This window comes from Cellulomonas persica (genome assembly GCF_007989825.1).
GTDB classification, from domain to species: domain Bacteria; phylum Actinomycetota; class Actinomycetes; order Actinomycetales; family Cellulomonadaceae; genus Cellulomonas; species Cellulomonas persica.
In genome coordinates this window covers 1-17379 of record NZ_BJUA01000015.1, presented here as the reverse complement: position 1 = coordinate 17379, position 17379 = coordinate 1, and the positions used below count along the sequence as shown (strand labels likewise).

At 75.4% G+C, this 17379-nt stretch carries 10 protein-coding genes; 6 read left to right on the top strand and 4 right to left on the bottom strand.

Features of this window, described 5'->3' with window-relative positions:
• The first annotated feature begins 5 nt into the window (after positions 1 to 5).
• From CPE01_RS13485 to CPE01_RS13470, 4 genes are all read left to right on the top strand, one after another.
• Positions 6 to 1547 carry an NADH-quinone oxidoreductase subunit M gene (locus tag CPE01_RS13485; protein ID WP_146807343.1) on the top strand — a complete coding sequence of 514 codons (1542 nt, stop codon included), beginning with the start codon at positions 6 to 8 and terminating at the stop codon, positions 1545 to 1547.
• Positions 1544 to 3322, top strand: coding sequence for an NADH-quinone oxidoreductase subunit NuoN (nuoN, locus tag CPE01_RS13480; protein WP_146807342.1), 1779 nt, complete (start codon positions 1544 to 1546; stop codon positions 3320 to 3322). Before CPE01_RS13485 ends, nuoN begins: the two co-directional genes overlap by 4 nt.
• 88 nt (positions 3323 to 3410) lie before the next feature.
• Positions 3411 to 4418, top strand: coding sequence for a polyprenyl synthetase family protein (locus tag CPE01_RS13475; RefSeq protein WP_146807341.1), 1008 nt, complete (start codon positions 3411 to 3413; stop codon positions 4416 to 4418).
• A gap of 141 nt (positions 4419 to 4559) precedes the next feature.
• Positions 4560 to 6746 (top strand): RDD family protein, encoded by a 2187-nt coding sequence (locus CPE01_RS13470; RefSeq protein ID WP_146807340.1) that lies wholly within the window; start codon positions 4560 to 4562, stop codon positions 6744 to 6746.
• Between the two features lie 259 nt (positions 6747 to 7005).
• Here CPE01_RS13470 and eccCa read toward each other — a convergent pair whose 3' ends face one another.
• Positions 7006 to 10977 carry a type VII secretion protein EccCa gene (eccCa, locus tag CPE01_RS13465; RefSeq protein ID WP_146807339.1) on the bottom strand — a complete coding sequence of 1324 codons (3972 nt, stop codon included), beginning with the start codon at positions 10975 to 10977 and terminating at the stop codon, positions 7006 to 7008.
• A 157-nt stretch (positions 10978 to 11134) separates the two neighbouring features.
• On the opposite strand from eccCa, the gene CPE01_RS13460 reads away from it, so the two are divergent.
• Both CPE01_RS13460 and CPE01_RS13455 read left to right on the top strand, forming a co-directional pair.
• Positions 11135 to 12523: a hypothetical protein gene (locus tag CPE01_RS13460; protein WP_146807338.1), complete on the top strand. Its 1389-nt coding sequence runs from the start codon at positions 11135 to 11137 to the stop codon at positions 12521 to 12523.
• A complete protein-coding gene (locus CPE01_RS13455; RefSeq protein WP_146807337.1) occupies positions 12523 to 13845 on the top strand; it encodes an RDD family protein in 1323 nt (440 codons plus the stop codon). Before CPE01_RS13460 ends, CPE01_RS13455 begins: the two co-directional genes overlap by 1 nt.
• A 158-nt stretch (positions 13846 to 14003) precedes the next feature.
• On the opposite strand, the gene CPE01_RS13450 is transcribed toward CPE01_RS13455, so the two are convergent.
• Genes CPE01_RS13450 through CPE01_RS16500 form a run of 3 tightly spaced genes read right to left on the bottom strand, consistent with a single transcriptional unit; the run spans position 14004 to position 17141 of the window.
• Positions 14004 to 15371 (bottom strand): hypothetical protein, encoded by a 1368-nt coding sequence (locus CPE01_RS13450; RefSeq protein WP_146807336.1) that lies wholly within the window; start codon positions 15369 to 15371, stop codon positions 14004 to 14006.
• A 1-nt stretch (position 15372) separates the two neighbouring features.
• Positions 15373 to 16731, bottom strand: a complete 1359-nt coding sequence (locus CPE01_RS13445) for a S8 family peptidase (RefSeq protein ID WP_186811544.1) — start codon at positions 16729 to 16731, stop codon at positions 15373 to 15375.
• On the bottom strand, positions 16728 to 17141 hold the full coding sequence (locus CPE01_RS16500; protein WP_186811543.1) for a hypothetical protein: 414 nt from the start codon (positions 17139 to 17141) through the stop codon (positions 16728 to 16730). The genes CPE01_RS13445 and CPE01_RS16500 overlap by 4 nt, the downstream gene beginning before the upstream one ends.
• Positions 17142 to 17379 lie beyond the last annotated feature (238 nt).

The following is a 17379-nucleotide window of genomic DNA, read 5'->3' as shown; positions in this document are numbered from 1 at the left end:
GAGCGATGTCGCCCGACTTCCCCTGGCTGACCACGCTCATCGCGTGGCCGGTCCTCGGTGCGCTGCTGCTGTGGTTCGCCCCGAAGGCGCTGCGCCCGCGTGCGCGCGTCCTGGCACTCGGCATCGCGCTCGTCGAGCTCGTCGTCGCGGTCCTCGCGATCACCGCCTTCGACACCGCGGACGCCGGCTCGGTCCAGCTGCTCGAGACGCACCGGTGGATCCCCGCGATCGGAGCGTCGTACGCGGTCGGCGTCGACGGCGTCGGGATCGCGCTCATCGCGATGTCGGTGCTGCTCGTGCCGCTCGTCGTGCTCGCCGGCTGGCGGGAGCAGGGCTCGGACACCACGTCGTCCGACGCGCTGCGCAAGTACCTCGCGCTCGTGATCGTCCTCGAGGCGTTCATCGTCGCGGTGTTCGCCGCGCGCGACGTCTTCCTGTTCTACGTGCTCTTCGAGGCCATGCTCATCCCGGTCTACTTCATGATCGGCGGCTTCGGGGGAGCGGGCCGGCGCTACGCCGCGGTGAAGTTCCTGCTGTTCTCGCTCGCGGGCGGGCTGATCATGCTGATCGGCGTCATCGCGCTCTACCTGCAGGGGCCGGGTGGTCCGGACGGGTTCCTCACCGAGAAGCTGACCGGTGTGGCGCTCGACCCGACCACCGAGAAGTGGCTGTTCGTCGCGTTCTTCGTCGCGTTCGCGATCAAGGCGCCGATGTTCCCGGTGCACACCTGGCTGCCGGACGCGGCCGAGCAGGCGCCCGCCGGCACCTCGACGCTGCTCGTCGGCGTGCTCGACAAGGTCGGCACCTTCGGGATGCTCACGCTGTGCCTGCCCCTGTTCCCGAACGCCTCGCGCTGGGCCGCGCCCACGATCATCGTGCTCGCGGTCGTGTCGATCCTGTACGGCGCGCTGCTCGCGATCGGGCAGAAGGACCTCATGCGGCTCATCGCGTACACGTCGGTGTCGCACTTCGGGTTCATCGTGCTCGGCATCTTCGCGTTCACGTCGACGTCGATCGCCGGCTCCTCGTTCTACATGGTCAACCACGGGCTCTCGACCGGTGCGCTGTTCCTGCTCGCCGGGTTCCTGGTCGCCCGCCGCGGCTCGCAGCAGATCGCGGACTTCGGCGGCCTGGCCAAGCTCGTCCCGGTGCTGGCGGGGCTGTTCCTCGTCTCCGGTCTGTCGGCGCTCTCGCTGCCCGGCCTGTCGACGTTCGTCTCCGAGTTCATGGTCATCGTGGGCACGTTCGGCCGGCACCCGGCCGCGGCGATCGTCGCGACCCTCGGTGTGGTGCTCGCCGCGATCTACGTGCTGTGGACCTACCAGCGGATCTTCTCCGGGACGCCGCGCGACGAGCTCGCCGGCATGCGTGACGTGACCGCGACCGAGCGCTGGGCCGTCGCGCCCCTCATCGCGGCCATGCTCGTGCTCGGGTTCGTCCCGGCTCCCGCGCTCGACCTCGTGCGACCGCCCGCCCACGTGACGCTCGACGTGATCGACGTCGAGGACGCGCCGGCCGCCGCTGCTCTCGAAGGGAGCGACCAGTGAGCTTCACCGCACCGGACATCGCGTGGGGCGCGCTGTCGCCCGTGCTGATCGTGCTCGCGGCCGGCGTGCTCGGCGTGCTCGCCGAGGCGTTCGTGCCGGACCGTGCGCGCCGCCCCGTGCAGCTGACGCTGACGTTCGGCGCGCTCGTCGGCTCGATCGTCGCCGTCGCCGCGCTGTGGAGCGGCGTGAAGTCGGACGGCGGGCACGACGTGCTCGACGGCTCGTTGCTCGTCGACGGACCGACGCTGGTGCTGCAGGGCGCGATCGCCGTGCTCACGCTGCTCGCGCTGCTCGTGGTGGCCGACCGCACCGCGACCGGCGAGGACGCGTTCGCGCCGACCGCCGCGTCGGTGCCCGGCTCCGAGTACGAGGAGCTCGCCCGCAGCAAGGGCATCACGCAGACCGAGGTCTACCCGCTGCTGCTCCTGGCGACCGGCGGCATGATGATCCTGCCCGCGACGGGCGACCTGCTCACGCTGTTCGTCGCGCTCGAGGTCCTGTCGCTGCCGCTGTACCTGCTCACCGGCATGGCCCGCCGCCGTCGCCTGCTGTCGCAGGAGGCCGCGCTCAAGTACTTCCTGCTGGGGGCGTTCGCGTCCGCGTTGCTGATCTTCGGCGTCGCGCTGCTCTACGGGTACTCCGGCTCGCTGCGCTACGCGGAGATCGCCGTCGCCGTCGGCGACCCGTCGTCGCTCGACGGGCTCCTGCTCGTCGGCTCGGTGCTGCTGCTCGTCGGCCTGCTCTTCAAGGTCGGCGCGGTGCCCTTCCACGCGTGGACCCCGGACGTCTACCAGGGCGCTCCCACGCCCATCACGGGCTTCATGGCCGCCTGCACCAAGATCGCCGCGTTCGGCGCGCTGCTGCGCGTGTACTACACGGTGTTCCCGGGCCTGCAGTGGGACCTCGACGTGCTGCTGTGGACCGTCGCGATCGCGACGATGGTGCTCGGCACGGTCGTCGCGCTCGTGCAGACGGACATCAAGCGCCTGCTCGCGTACTCCTCGATCGCGCACGCTGGGTTCGTGCTCACGGGCGTGATCGCGCTCGACGAGGCGGGCATCACGGCCGTGCTGTTCTACCTGCTCGCCTACGGCGTTGCGACGATCGGTGCGTTCGGCATCGTCTGGCTCGTGCGTGAGCGCAGCGTCGTGCCGCTGGGCGCTGCCGCGGACGGCGACGACAACACGCTCGCCGACGACGAGGGCGGGGACCTGCGCACCACGGTGCTCGGCGAGGCGACACACCTGTCGCAGTGGGCGGGGCTCGGTCGCACGAGCCCGGTCCTGGCCGGCGCGTTCGCGCTGTTCCTGCTGTCGTTCGCGGGCATCCCCCTCACCGCCGGGTTCATCGGGAAGTTCGCGGTGTTCTCCGCGGCCGTCGAAGGCGGCGCGTGGCCGCTCGCGCTCGTGGGTGTCCTGAGCTCGGCCGCCGCCGCGTTCTTCTACGTGCGCATCATCGTGCTCATGTACTTCACGCCCGCCGCGCACGAGGCCACCCAGGAGGGCGCTGTGCCGGCCACGGCCGCCGGCACGCCGGCTGCGGCCGAGCCCGCGGCTGCCGAGGGCACCGACGTCGCGCTCGCGACCGAGGGCGGCACGACCGCCGTCGCGACCCTCGTCGAGCCGTCCGCCCCGACGACGACCACCACGGTCGTGCCGTCGGAGGGCCTCGCCGCGGTGGCGATCGGGGTCTGCGCGCTCGTCACCGTCGTGCTCGGCGTCTTCCCGACACCCGTGCTCGACCTCATCTCCGACGTCGCGCGGTTCCTGCCCTGATCGGCACGACCCGTCGGGATGTCCGGATCGCCCCGGCGCCTGCGTCCGCGATGCGGAGGCAGGCGTCCGGGCGGGATAGGTTCGACCCGTGACTTCGACCGCGGCCATCCCGCTGGCCGACCCGGCCCTCGCTGATCGCCTGACCGCCCGCCTCGCCCTCGTGGAGGAGGCGCTGCGGGACACGGTCGCGCACGCCGACGCGCTGGCCGACGACGCCTCACGGCACCTCGTCAACGCGGGCGGCAAGCGCCTGCGCCCGCTGCTGACCCTGCTCGTGGCCGAGCTCGGTGACGGTGCGCGGCGTGAGGTCGTCGACGCGGCCGTCGTCGTCGAGCTCACGCACCTGGCGACGCTCTACCACGACGACGTCATGGACTCCGCCCCGCTGCGCCGCGGCGCGCCCTCCGCGCACGAGGTGTGGGGCAACTCGGTGGCGATCCTCACCGGCGACCTGCTGTTCGCGCGCGCGTCCACGACCGTCGCGGGGCTCGGCCCCGAGGCCGTGCGGATCCAGGCGCGCACGTTCGAGCGGCTGTGCCTCGGCCAGCTGCACGAGACCGTCGGCCCGCGCGAGGGCGACGACCCCGTCGCGCACTACCTGCAGGTGCTCGCCGACAAGACCGCCTCGCTGCTCGCGACCTCGGCACGCCTCGGCGCGATGTTCGCCGGGTGCCCGCCGGCCGTCGTGAGCACCGTGACGGAGTTCGGCGAGCGCATCGGCGTCGCGTTCCAGCTCGCCGACGACGTGATCGACCTGACCGCCGACGGCTCGCTGACGGGCAAGACCCCCGGCACCGACCTGCGCGAGCGCGTGCCCACCATGCCCGTGCTGCTCCTGCGCGAGCTGTGTGCGAGCCCGGACGCGACCGACGAGGACCGCGCGGTCCTCGCGCTGCTCGACGGCGACCTGACCGACGACGCCGCTCTGCTGACGGCCGTCGCCGCGCTGCGTGAGCACCGCGTCGTCGCCCTGACGCGTGAGCGGGCCGTCGCGCTCGCGATGGACGCCGTGCGCGTGCTCGACCCGCTGCCCGAGGGCCCGGTGAAGTCCGCGCTGGTCTCGTTCGCCGACGCCCTCGTCGACCGCGCGTCCTGACTCCGCCGCCGCCCTCGGTCGCGGCCGAGGAGCGCCGCACCACCTGGACGTGTGAACGCCCATCGGCCTGAGCGGACATCTCTGGCACGATGCTCGCGGCGGGACGCGATGCCTGACCCCGCCTGACGAGAAGGGGACACGGTGAGCGCCCAGAAGTGCAGCACGTGCGGTGCCGAGCTCGACAGCGGTGCGATGTTCTGCGCCGAGTGCGGTGCGCGCGTCACGGCGGTGCCGCCCGCACCCGTCGTGCCCTACCCGCACGCGGCCGCGCCGTACACGCCGCTGCCGCCCGTCCCGTCGTCGGGCCCCGTCGCGCCAGCGCCCGGCCCGTACGCCACGACGCAGCCGGCCCCCGGCCCGCACGCGGCACCCGTGTCGCCGGGTACCTACCCGCCGCCCCCGGCCGGCGCAGCCGCTGCGTACCCGCCGCCCCCGGCGGGTGATGCCGATGCGTACCCGCCGCCCCCGGCCAGTGCCTCGGGCGCGTACCCGCCGCCCCCGGCCGCGGCGCCGCCGGGCACCGGCCCGACGAGCGCTGCGCCGACCAGCGCTGCACCGACCAGCGCTGCGCCGCCGGCCGCTGCGTCCGGTCTCGCTCGTCCGGCGCCCGCCGGGCCCGCCCCTGCTGCGGCCGGTGCTGCGGGGCCCCCGGCGCCCGCCTCCCGTGCGCCGGGCGAGCCGGGCACGCGGTCGGCCGTCCGGGTCGGCGAGACCTTCCCCGTCGTGCCTGGCAGCGTCGCGCCGGTGGGGCGCCGGGTCGCCGCGTTCGCGATCGACGCCGCGGGGCTCATGCTCCTGGGGGGTATCGGCGTCGTGATCATGCTCGCCACGTCGGGCGAGCCCGAGGTGAGCCCCTCGTCGGTCGCGTCGTCGTTCGTCCCGTCGGTGCTCGTCGGCCTCGGCGGCATCGCGCTGTGGATCAGCGAGTCGATCACGGGCGCGACGCTCGGCGGCGCGCTCCTGGGCATCCGGACCGTCTCGGCGCAGACCGGTCGCCCCGCCGGCCTGCTGCGCATCCTGCTGCGGCAGCTCGTCGTCAGCCTGGGCTACGTCGTGTGCTTCGTCGGCGAGTGGCTCGTCGTGTCGTCCGGCGTCTTCGACAAGTCGCCCGCGCAACGCGGCTGGCACGACAAGGCGGCCGGCACGATCGTCCTGCTGGCGAGCGCGACGGGTGTCGCGCGCGCCGAGGACCCGTCGCGGGCATGGGACCAGGCCGTCGCGCGTGCGGTCGGGCCGGTCCCGCCGCCGCCGCCCCCGCCGCCGTCGTCGGCGCCGTCTCCGGTCCCCGCGGCGGCCGGGCCCGGCGTCGTGCCGGCCGCGCCGACCGCCCCGGAGCCTCCGGCGGCACCGGCCGGGGAAGGGGCGACGAGCCCCGGCACACCCGCGGCGGCCTCCGCCGGGTCCGACTCCGCCGCCCCGACGCACGCCGCACCGCTCCCGACGACGAGTGCAGCGACCGCGAGCACACCCGGCGCGACGACCCCCGGCACGCCGGAGATCGACGTCCCGCCCACCATCGGGCTCGTCCCGCTGCCTCCCGGGGTAGGGACGGGTCGTCCGTCGCAGCAGGCGTCCGGGCCGCTCATCACGGGCTTCCCGGGATCGTCGGGTCCGCAGACCCCGACGACCCCGTCCACGGGCACGTCCGAGCCGCTCGCGGGCGACACGCTCTCGGTACGGACCCTCGGCGACACCCCTCCGTCGGGGCACGAGCAGGTCATCGGCTCCCCGGCCGGGGCGTCGCGCGACGAGCAGGGTGCTGGCGTCAGCGGGCCCGAGGGTCACCACCCGGCCACCGGCGCGCAGGCGGTCCTCCCGCAGCCCGCCGTCCACCCGCTCGCGGACCCGGTCTCCGCGCCCCCGACCGCGACCGACCGGCACCGCGCCGACGACCCGCGCCCGGCCGCCACGCCCGACGTCACGTCCGTGCGGTGGGGGGTCGAGGAGCTCGACGAGATCGAGCTGACGCGGCTGCGCACGCCCGCGACCGGGATCGCGCCGGTCCCGCAGGGCCTGCGGCTCGCGTTCGACACCGGTGAGCGCGTCGACGTCGTCGGCGACGGCCTCGTCGGCCGCGACCCGCAGGGCGACGCCGAGCACAAGGTCTCGATCGACGACCCCGCACGCTCGCTGTCGAAGACGCACCTCGCGTTCGGCCTGGCCGCACCCGGCGAGCTCTGGGTCGTGGACCGCGGCTCGACCAACGGCACCGTCGTCGTGCGCCCGGACGGCGCCGCCGCCGCGCTGCCCGCCGGGATGCGTGCGGTCGTCACGGTCGGCTGGTCGCTGCGCCTCGGCGAGCGCACCGTCCACGTCGAGAGCCGCTGACCACCGCCACCACCGAGGCCCGCTGCCCTCCTGAACGGTGACGGGTCAGCCACCCGCAAGTACCCGTTCGTCGCCTCCGCGCGGCTGTTCGTCGTCCCGGCGTCGTTTCGTCGCCGCGAGCCGACGACCCGGCGTCGGACCGACGAACCGATGCCGGACCGACGAACCGACGCCGGACCGACCTCCGACGCCGGACCGACGAACCGGCGTCGGACTGGCGCCCGACCGTCGCCGGACCCGCCGGGCCGGTGGCGGCGGGTCAGGTCGTGGAGGGCGTCCAGGCGAGCTGGACGACCTGCAGGCCCGCGTCGCGCGTCACGAGCTGAGCGCGCCCCGGCACGGACGCGACGGGCCGCGCCGAGCCGACGAGCGCACCCTCGTCGGGGCTGCCCGACATCACGATGCCGGGCGCGGCGAGGTCGCGCAGCGCCTGCACGACGGGGTCGAACAGCGCGCGCGAGGCGCCACCCGTGCGTCGCGTCAGGACCAGGTGCAGCCCGACGTCGCTGGCCTGCGCGAGCAACGGCACCAGCGCCGCGAGCGGGTTGCCCGCCGACGTCGCGACGAGGTCGTAGTCGTCGACGAGCACGTACACCTCGGCGCCCGACCACCACGAGCGGGCGCGGAGCTGCTCGGGTGTGACGTCGGGGCCGGGGAGCCGCCCACGCAGGTACGCGGCGAGCTCGGAGATCTCGGCACCGGCCTGCTCGTGCGTCGTCAGGTAGCTCGTCAGGTACTCGTCGGGGATCTCGCCCAGCAGCGCGCGGCGGAAGTCCACCGCGATGATCTGCGCCTCCTGCGCGGTGTGCAGGCGCTGGATCTCGCGGGCGACGAGCCGCAGCAGCCCGGACTTGCCCGCGCCGGAGTCGCCGAACGCGTACAGGTGGTGCTCCTCGCGCACGTCGAGCACCACGGGCGCGAGCGCGGCCTCGTCGATGCCGAGCAAGAGCCCGGGGGCGCGGGGCGCGCGGGCGCGCAGCTCGTCGAGCGCGACCTGCTCGGGGAGCAGGCGCAACTTGGGCGGGGGCGCGCCGTGCCACGACTGCGCGACGGACTGCACGAGGTGCTGCACGCCGGCGCCGAGGGTGTCGGCCGAGCCGTCGCCGTCGACGCGCGGCAGCGCGGTCAGGACGTGGTGCTTGGAGACGACCATGCCGCGCCCGGGACGGTCGCGCGGCACCGCGGCGGCGACCTTGCGGTCGAGCTCGGAGTCCGTCGGGTCACCGAGGCGCAGCTCGAGTCGCGTGCCGAACAGGTCCTTGACCTGCGTGCGGAAGTCCATCCAGCGGCTCGCGGCGGCCAGCAGGTGCATGCCGAACGTCAGGCCACGCCCGGCGAGCGCCTGCAGGCGCGGCTCGAGCTCGTCGAACTCGGCGCGCACGGTCGACCAGCCGTCGACGAGGAGGAAGACGTCGCCGTACCCGTCGTCGACCTGCCCCGCCGCGCGGCGCTGGCGGTACGTCTCGATCGAGTCGATCCCGTGCGCGCGGAAGTACCGTTCACGCGCGTCGACGATGCCCTCGACCTCGGCGACGATCCGGCGCACCACGTCGGGCTCGGCGCGTGTGCCGATGCCCGCGACGTGCGGCAGGCCGCCGATCGGCGTGAATGTGCCGCCGCCGAAGTCCAGCACGTAGAACTGCACCTCGAGCGGGGTGTGGGTGAGCGCCAGGCCGGTCACGACGGACCGCAGCGCGGTGCTCTTGCCCGAGCGCGGACCGCCGACGACGGCCATGTGCCCGCCGGCGCCCGCGAGCGACACGGTGAGGTTCTCGCGACGCTGCTCGAGCGGCCGGTCGACGATCCCGAGCGGGAAGGTCAGCGGCCCGGCCGCGCGCCAGCCCGGCGACACCAGGCCGAGCGCGGGGTCGACCGTGAGGTCCGGCATGAGCCGGTCGTAGGTCTCGGGCACGACGAGCGGCGGCAGCCAGACCTGGTGCGCGGCGGGACCGCGGCCGGCCATGAGCGAGACCGCGATGTCGAACGTCGCGCGCTTCTCCTGGTCGTCCTCGAACGGCTCGTCGGGCTCGTCGCGCGCGGGTGTGGCCGACAGCACGGGCGCGGCCGTGAACGACTCGAGGCGCGCGCGTCCGGTGGCGACGGGCCCCACGCCACCGACCGCGGTGCGTCGTCGCGCGGGCGGCGGCCCGGACACGTAGGAGGCGCGGAACTGGATCATCGTCGTCGGGTCGGGCTTGAGGAAGCCGACGCCCGGGACCGGCGGCAGCTCGTAGGCGTCGGGCACGCCGAGGACCGTGCGGGACTCGGCCGCGGAGAACGTGCGCAGACCGATCCGGTACGACAGGTGCGACTCCAGGCCCCGCAGACGCCCCTCCTCGAGGCGCTGGCTGGACAGCAGCAGGTGCATCTGGAGCGAGCGGCCGAGCCGCCCGATCGCGACGAAGAGGTCGACGAACTCGGGCTTGGCGGACAGCAGCTCGGAGAACTCGTCGCACACGATGAGCAGCGCGGGCAGCGGCTGCAGGTCGGGCCGGTCGGTGCGCCGGGCCTTCTCGTAGTCCGCGACGTTCGCGAAGTTGCCCGCGGCGCGCAGGAGCTCCTGGCGGCGCACCATCTCGCCCTGCAGCGCGTCCTGCATGCGGTCGACGAGCGTGAGCTCCTCGCCGAGGTTGGTGATGATCGCGGAGACGTGCGGCATGTCCGCCATGCCCGCGAACGTCGCACCGCCCTTGAAGTCGACGAGGACGAAGTTGAGGTCCTCGGAGGAGTGCGTGAGCGCGAGCGCCAGCACGAGCGTGCGGAGCACCTCGGACTTGCCGGACCCGGTCGCGCCGATGATGAGGCCGTGCGGGCCCATGCCCTGCTGCGCGGACTCCTTGATGTCGAGCGCGACGGGCTGGCCCTGCGGCGTCAGGCCGATCGGGACGCGGAGGCGGTCGCGCGGCAGGCGGGGTCGCCACGCGCGTGCGAGGTCGAGGTCGCGCACGTCGCCCAGTCCGAGCAGGTCGACGAGCTCGGCGGAGACCTGGCCGTCGGTGCGCTGCGGCCCGGCGTCGACGAACAGCGGCAGCAGGCGGCGCGCGGTCGCCTCCGCCTCGGGGACGGAGAGCTGGTCGCCCTTGAGGCGCGTCGGCTCGAGCCCGACGCGCAGCACCTCGACGGGCACGCCGCCGTCGGGCAGCGCGGCGCCCAGCAGGAAGCGCAGGACGTTCGGGTCCTCGAGGTCCTCCCAGTGCTCGGGCAGCTCGAGCACGGTGATGCCGAGCACGCCGTCGGACGTGAGGATGCCGTTGCCGACCGGCACGTGCCCGCCGTCGACGACGACGAGGACGTGCGGCGTGGGTGTCGAGCCGGGCGCCGCGGGGCCGAAGCGCGGCCGGTCGGCGAGGCCCTCGGGGAGCAGCCCCTCGATCTCGGCGAGGGTCGTGCCGATCATGCGGGCGGGGCCCACCGCGTCGCGCTCGCGCGTCGAGTGCGCGTGCGGCAGCCACTTGACCCAGTCCCACGCCGGCATCGCGCGCTCGCTCGCGAGCACGGCGATCTGCAGCCGCTCGGGGGAGTGGAACGTCGCGAGCTGGGCGACGACCGCGCGCGCGAGCGCCCGGGCCTCCTGCTCGGCGCCCGCGACCTCGATGCGCGCCGCGCTGCGCACGTCGACCGACAGTGGGATGTCCTGCTGCACGCGGTGCGTCACCAGGAACCGGTGCGCGGCCGAGGCGGCGACCGGGTCGAGCTGCGCGAGGGGCGGGGTCTGCGGTGCCTCGAGGCGCAGCGAGAGCTGCTGCGCGCCCGTGCCGAGGCGAGCCCGCAGGAACTCGGGGTGGTCGGGCGTGCGCTCCCACGCGCGCGTGCGCTCCTCGGCGACCGCCGGCAGCGCGCCCGGCTCGGGCGCGTACCACTGCGCCGCACGCCGCTGCGCGCGGGCGGCCTGCCGGACCGTGCGGCGCAGGTCAGCGAGGTAGGCCAGGTACTCGCGTCGCGCGCCGACGACCGTCGCCTGGTGCTGGGCGCGCTGGCGCCAGCCGTTGACCGCCACGAACCCGAGCGAGGCGACGAGGAACATGCCGCCTGCGATCATCCCGCGCCCACCGGGCTGGGACATCGCGATGAACACGATCGACCCGACGGACCCGAGCATCGGCACGAGGTTCGACAGGACGCCGCTCACGCCGTCGGACGGCTGGATCTCGGGCGGCGGCTGCATCACGACCTGGCCCGTCGGGACGGGCGGAGGGCCGGCCTGCACGTTCCGGTCGGCGACGATCGACATGGGACTCCCTGCTGCCCGGCGGGTGCCGGTGTTCGACAGACGGCGCAACGCTACCGGCAAGCCGGGCGATCCGGACCCGTAGCATGTGGGCGGTGGCGCCCCGGTCGCCCACCGTCCGACGAGGTCCGTACCAGGCAGCACACCAGGGGAGGTGGTCGTGACGGCATCCGCCGCGCCCGCGACCACCGCGTCCCAGGCACACGTGCGGCTCGTCGTCGCGGTCGGTACCGAGCAGCGCCACGTCGCCCTGCGCCGCGACGTCGTCCTGGCCGACGCGCTGCGCGCCGCGCTCGTGCCGCTCGACGTCCCCGGCACGCTCGTCCTGGACTCGGCCGGCCGGCCGATGGACGTGCGGGCGGCGGTGGGCGCGCTCGTCGAGGACGGTGCCGCGCTGCACGTCGTCCGGCCCGCGCCGCGACCGCGCGGCCGTCGCGAGGTCGACCCTGAGGTGCTCGCGCGTCGTCCTCGGCCTCAGGCGGGCCTCCTCGCGCTCGCGGGAGCGCTCGGTGCGGTCCTGCTGCTGATGGCGATGGCGGGGCCCGTGGCGGACCTTCCCGCGGCAGCCTCCACCGGGACGACGAGCGTGCTCGCGCTCCTCGCGCTCGTCGTCGCCGGGACCGGCCGCACCGGCCGGGGGACCGCGGGAGTGGCCGCGGTCGTCGCGACGCTCGCCGCACCGGTGCTCGCCGCGGCGGCGGGGGCGTGGGCGACGCTGCCGGAGACCTCCGAGCAGCGTCGGCTCGCGGTCGTCGTCGCCCTCGTCTGCGCGACCGTCGTCGCCGGGCTCCGCGCGGTCGTCACGCGGGCGCTGCGGGCCGGGGACGACGAGGCCGTCGTGGTGCTCGGCGCGCTCGTCGTCGCCGCTTCCGTGCAGTCCGGCACGCTCCTGCTCGACCTGCCGCAGCAGGTCGGCCCCGCGCTGCTCGTCGGACTCGCTCCTCTCGTGCTGCGCGCTGCGCCGCGCGTGGCCCTCGCGATCCCCGACGAGCAGCTCGTCGACGTCTCGCAGGTCGCGCGCACGGCCGAGTCGGTGCGCTCGCCGCGGCCCCGTGCGCTCGGCCGGGTGAGCGCACGGCTCGTCGCGCGGACCGTCGACGGCGCGGAACGTCGCGTCACGACGGCGGTGGCGCTGGCGTGCGCGACGACCGTGCTCCTCGCCCCGGGTGTCCTGGCGGCACCCGAGCGCGGGTCGGTCGACCGGTGGGGCGCGGTCGTGCTGCTCGTGTGCGTCGTCCTGGCGTTCGTGCTCGTGCCGCGCGCGTCACGCGGCATCGCGGGCCGGTGGCTGCCGCGGCTCGCGGCCGGGCTCGTGCTGCTCGAGGCGGGCCTCGCCGTGCCGCCCGCCTGGCGCGTGGTCGCCGCGGTCGGCGCGCTCGTGCTCGGCGCCCTGGTCGCGGCCGTCGCCGCAGCGCTCGCGCGCGGGTGGCACTCGGTGGTGGCGTCCCGGTTCGCCGACGGGATCGAGGGGCTGGCCGTCGTGCTGGCGCTGCCCGCGTCGGTCGTCGCGTCCGGCCTGGTCGGCGTGCTGCGAGGAATGGTGGGCTGATGAGTGAGCTGACGTGCGGGGCATGCGGTCGACCGCTGCGCGAGGGGGCGCGGTTCTGCACCGGCTGCGGTGCGCCCGCGGCGCCGATGATCGTCGTCGAGGCGCAGCCGCCGACGCGCCGGACCTCCGCGCGGGGCGGCGCAGGCGGCGGCCGGTCCCGGCGGGCCCCGCGCCCCCAGACCCGGTCGCGTGCCGTGGCGGCCCCGGGCCGTCCGTCGGCCCAGCCCGGCGCCGCCGGCGCGTCCGGCGCCCCCGGTGCGCTCGGTGCGGCGTTCGACGGCGTGCGGACCGCCCGCGTCGGAGCGCGACTCGGTGCGTTCGCGCTCGACACCCTCGCCGTGGCCCTGGCCGCCGCGGCCGTCGTCGCCGCGACACGCAACGCCGTGCTCGCCGCGCTCGTCGCCGCCGAGCTCGCGATCGGCCTGGTCGTCTGGGAGGCGCGCACGGGCCGCACGGTCGGCAACCTCCTGCTCGGGCTGCGAGCCGCGCGTGAGGAGTCGCCGTACGCGCCCGGGCTCGCCCGGTCGGTCTCGCGCGCGCTCGTGCTCCTGGGAGGCCACCTCGTGGCCGGGGTCGGGCAGTGGGTCGTCGTGGGGTCCGTCGGGGCGGACCGCGGTCCGCTGCGTCAGGGCTGGCACGACAAGGCGGGCCGCGCGGTCGTCGTGGACGTCCGCGGGCCTCGTGACACGTCCGGCGCGGGCCTGGCCGCGCACGGGGCGGCCGTGCAGGCAGGGGCTCGGGCCGGTCTTCAGACGGACCCGACGGTGCGTGGCGCTGCCTCCGTCCCGGTCGGCGCTCCGGTGCCGGTCGGCGCAGCCGTGCCGAGCGCCGCGCCCGTCCTGACCGGCGTCGCCGGGCAGGGCGCCGTGCCGACGCCGGGTGCGACACCGTACGGCGGTGGGGCCGCCGGGTCGCTCTCGGGTGGACCGGTGCCGGGGTTCGCCTCGACGCCGCCGCACCCGCCGGTGCCGCAGGCCGTCACCCGGCCACGCACGTTCGTGCTGACGCTCGACACGGGCGAGGCGATGAGCGTGAGCGGTCCGGGCGTCATGGGCCGTGCGCCACGTCCCCGGGACGGCGAGCGCTGCGACCACGTCGTGACGATCGACGACCCGCAGCGGTCGTTGTCACGCACGCACGCGCGGTTCGGCATCGACGCGCGCGGGTTCTGGGTGGCCGACGCCGGCTCGGGGAACGGCACGGTCACCGTGCTGCCGTCGGGGCAGAGCGTGGTCGTCGAGCCCGAGCGGCCGACGTACGTGCCCAGCGGCTCGACGATCCGCCTCGGAGACCGCACGGTGCTCGTCGAGCAGCTCGGCTGACGCGCCATGCGGCCGACGCGCCGCACCGACCGGTGTCCCGGTCGCCTCGGGCGTACCGGCGCGCGCCTCGTCGAGACCGCAACTGCTGTCCCGACGCGAACGGGGCGGCACCGTGCGGGTGCCGCCCCGTGGGCGTGTCGTTCAGGCGCGTGCGGAGGTCACCAGGTCTCGTCGTCCTCCGCGGCGTCGACCGCGACCTTGGGCGCGTCGGCGCGCGAGCCGCGGTTGAGACCCGTCGCGCGTGCTGTGGGCGCCTCCTCGTCCTCGAGCTCGGGCGCGAGGTAGCCGAGCGAGCCGGCGCGACGCTTGGCGTCCTTGCCGGCACCCCCGGCACCGCCCATCGCGCCACCCATCATGCCTGCGGGCGCTCCGCGGCCACCGGTCACCGCACCACGGGCGCCGCCGGCCGCCGCCCCGGCCGCACCCGTCGACCCCCCGAGCACGGCGCCACCCAGCTGGCCCGCGGCGGCACCACCGAGACCGGCCGTGCCACCGCCGCCGAACCGCGCGGCACCGAAGGCCCCGAGCGCCGTGCCACCGACGGCGACGCCGCCCGCGAGCGCACCGCCAGCGGCGCCACCCGCACCGCCGCCACCGGGTCCGGAGGTGGAGCTGCCCAGACCGGGGTGCGAGCCCAGCGAGGGGCTCCCCCCGGTCCCGCCACCGCCGCCACCGCCGACGGGGCCGCCGGTGACCGGGTTCGGCCCGTACACCGTGCCGTCGCCGGGCCGGTCGTCGCCGTGCGTGTCGTCGTCGTCACCGGGGCCGGGCCACCGCGGGTCGTCGGGTCCGGGGACGTCCGGGTCCTCACCAGGAGGGGTCCGGCCGTCGTCGCCCGGGGGTGGCGGCTGCGGGGTGACCGGTCCGGGGTCGTACGGGTCGCGGTCGCCGGGGTTCCGCGGGTCGTCCTCTCCACCGGAGGGTGGCGGGGTCCCCGGCACGTACGACGACGGCGGTCGCGTGCCCGGCGGGACGTACGGGGACGGAGTGCGGGACCCGGGACCGCTGCCCGGCGAGCTGCCCCCTGGCGTGTCCTCGCGGTAGTGGTCCGCGGCCTCGGGGAGTTGCTTGGTGAGCTCCCCGAGCGTGGTCGCCGCGGCCGCGACGGCCGTCGCGGCGGCGTCCTCGCGTGCAGCGGCGAGCCCGGCCTCGATGTACGGCAGACCCGTGGTCGAGCCGGCCTCGATCAGGCGCTGGCGCTCGGTGTAGGTCAGGTACCCGCGGGGGAGGTCGTGGTAGGCCGATTGCGCGGCAGCGATCGTCGTCGCCGCCTCCTTGGCGATGCCGGCGATCCCGACGAGCGCGTCGACGCGGCCGAGCATCGCCTTCGCGACCTTCGCGAGGCTCTCCTTGGCCGCGTCACCGGACAGACCCTCGAGCCCGAGGTCGCTCGACATGCGCTTCAGCGTCGTGCTCACCGCCTGCAGGGGCTCCTGCAGCGCCTCGAGGTCCGCCGCGTCGGCGAGCGCGGCGCTGACGTCGGCCTGCAGCGTCTTGGCGAGCTCGGCCGCCTGGGTGTCGGTCATGTCACTGTCCCCCTGGTCGTGGATCCTGGCCGGGTCGGTGCGTGGGTGGTGCGGCGTCTGCCCCGTCTGCTCCGCCGCGCGTCGAGCGGGCTCGGCGCACCGCGAGCCCGACGACCGCGACGAGCGCCGCGACGATCGCGGCGGCACCGACGAGCAGCGGGACGGTGGAGTCGGAGTCGTCCGCGGTGGCGTCGTCGCCGGGCGTGGGCTGCTCGCTCGTCGCGCTGGTCGGCTCGCCGCTCGGGGCGGCTGTGGGAGCTTCGCTGGGCGTCGCCGCCGCGAGCGGCGTGGGGTCGGCGATCTCGGCGATGCTCGGGACGGCGTCGGGGTCGTCGGAGAGCAGCGGGTTCTCGTCGGGGTACGTCGTCGGGTCGTGCTCGAGCATGTGCCGGACGTTCACCACGCCGTAGCCGTACTTCTCGTCGAAGTACAGCTCGTGGTCCTCACCGTCGGTGTTGCGCACGAGCGTCTGCAGGATCTGGTTGGCGGTGGCGTCGGGGTAGGCGGACCAGACCAGGGCCAGCGCACCAGCCGTGTACGCGGTCGCGCTCGAGGAGCCGTTCGTGAGGTGGTAGCCGTCGAACTCCTCGGTGAAGGCGCGGATCTGCTCGCCGGGCGCGACGACCTTGCCGCCGCCGGCGCCCTGCCACACCTGACCGTCCGGGCCGATCGAGTCCACCCCGACGACGCCGTTGAGCCGCGCGGGGTACCCGGTGTCGTCGTCGGGTTCCGCGGCCACGATCACGACGCCGGCGTGCAGCGCACGCGCGACCGCGGGTGCGTCGAGGGGCAATGAGACACCCAGCGAGATCGAGATGATGTCGGCGCCGTCGGCCACCGCCTGGTCGATCGCCCGCGCGAACCAGCCGGTGTCCACGCCCGCGTCCGGGTCGTAGGCGGTCTGGGGGCATCGCACGTCGGCATCCGCGGGCAGCGTCATGTTCGCGTAGAAGTGGACCTCGGCGTCGGGGGCGATCCCGAGCAGGCCTCGCTCGCCGCCGATGCCCTTCCCGTTGCCGACGATCAGGGAGACCATGCCCGTGCCGTGCGCGGCCGCGGGGTCGTCGGCCGCCGCGGGCATCGCCGTGCCCCCGGCCTGCGCCGCGCAGTACGACGGTTCGCGCACGTGGAGATCGACGCCCTGCAGCTCCGGGACGTCCGGGTTGATCGCCGTGTCGATGACCGCGATCTGGACGCCCTTGCCCGTCGTCGTCTCGTGCCGCTCGGCCGTCTGGGTCTTCGTGAAGTACCACAGACCGTCGTCGGGGTCGGTGGAGGTGGTCGCGGTGGCCTGCACGGGCACCGCGACCAGGAGCAGTCCCGCACCGAGTCCGCAGGCCGCGGCTCGCAGTCGGTTCACCAGGCCACCCGGTTGCCGTCCGTGGGCATCGGGGGACGGCCGGGCAGGTACGGGCCCGGGGTCGGCGCGGGTGCGCCCTCCTCGGCGATGGTGTTGAGCCGGCTGAAGATCGCCGCGACCTCGGCCTCCGTGGCCTCGAGGTCCGCCGCTCCCTTGTCGAGCGCGGTGCGCATGTTCTCCAGCTCGGTGCGGATGGTGCGCAGGTCGTTCTCGATCTTGGCGATCTGAGCGCGGTAGACCGCCGCGAACTGCGTGGCGGCGGGGAACGGCGACCAGGTCGAGCTGTCCTGGTTGACGCGCACGCGGGTCGTCTTGGTGGTCGCAGCCTCGACCTCGTCGAACTGGGTCAGCAGTGCGCTGACCTGCTGCTTCAGGACGTCCAGATCCTCGATCCGCAGGCTGCCGGCCACGGTCCCCCCGTAGTGCTCGATGTCGCAGTGCTCGATGTCGCGATGTGCTCACCCGCGATCGCCGCCCGTCCTGCCGGCCCGACGGGCGGGGCGACGTGCGGGTGCGGTGGTGCGGTGCTGAGCGAACCGTGCCGGCGGTCCGCCACGGCTGACGTGCTGACCGGGCCGTGGCGGTGGTCCGCCACGGCCCGGTGGGTGGTCACCAGCGGGCGGCGTTGGCGCGCTCGGTGGCCTGGTA

Excerpts from the sequence above, each read along its gene's own strand:
- CPE01_RS13450 (WP_146807336.1), bottom strand. The coding sequence starts at position 15,371 with ATGACCGACACCCAGGCGGCCGAGCTCGCCAAGACGCTGCAGGCCGAC.
- CPE01_RS13485 (WP_146807343.1), top strand. The coding sequence starts at position 6 with ATGTCGCCCGACTTCCCCTGGCTGACCACGCTCATCGCGTGGCCGGTC.
- eccCa (WP_146807339.1), bottom strand. The coding sequence starts at position 10,977 with ATGTCGATCGTCGCCGACCGGAACGTGCAGGCCGGCCCTCCGCCCGTC.
- CPE01_RS13455 (WP_146807337.1), top strand. The coding sequence starts at position 12,523 with ATGAGTGAGCTGACGTGCGGGGCATGCGGTCGACCGCTGCGCGAGGGG.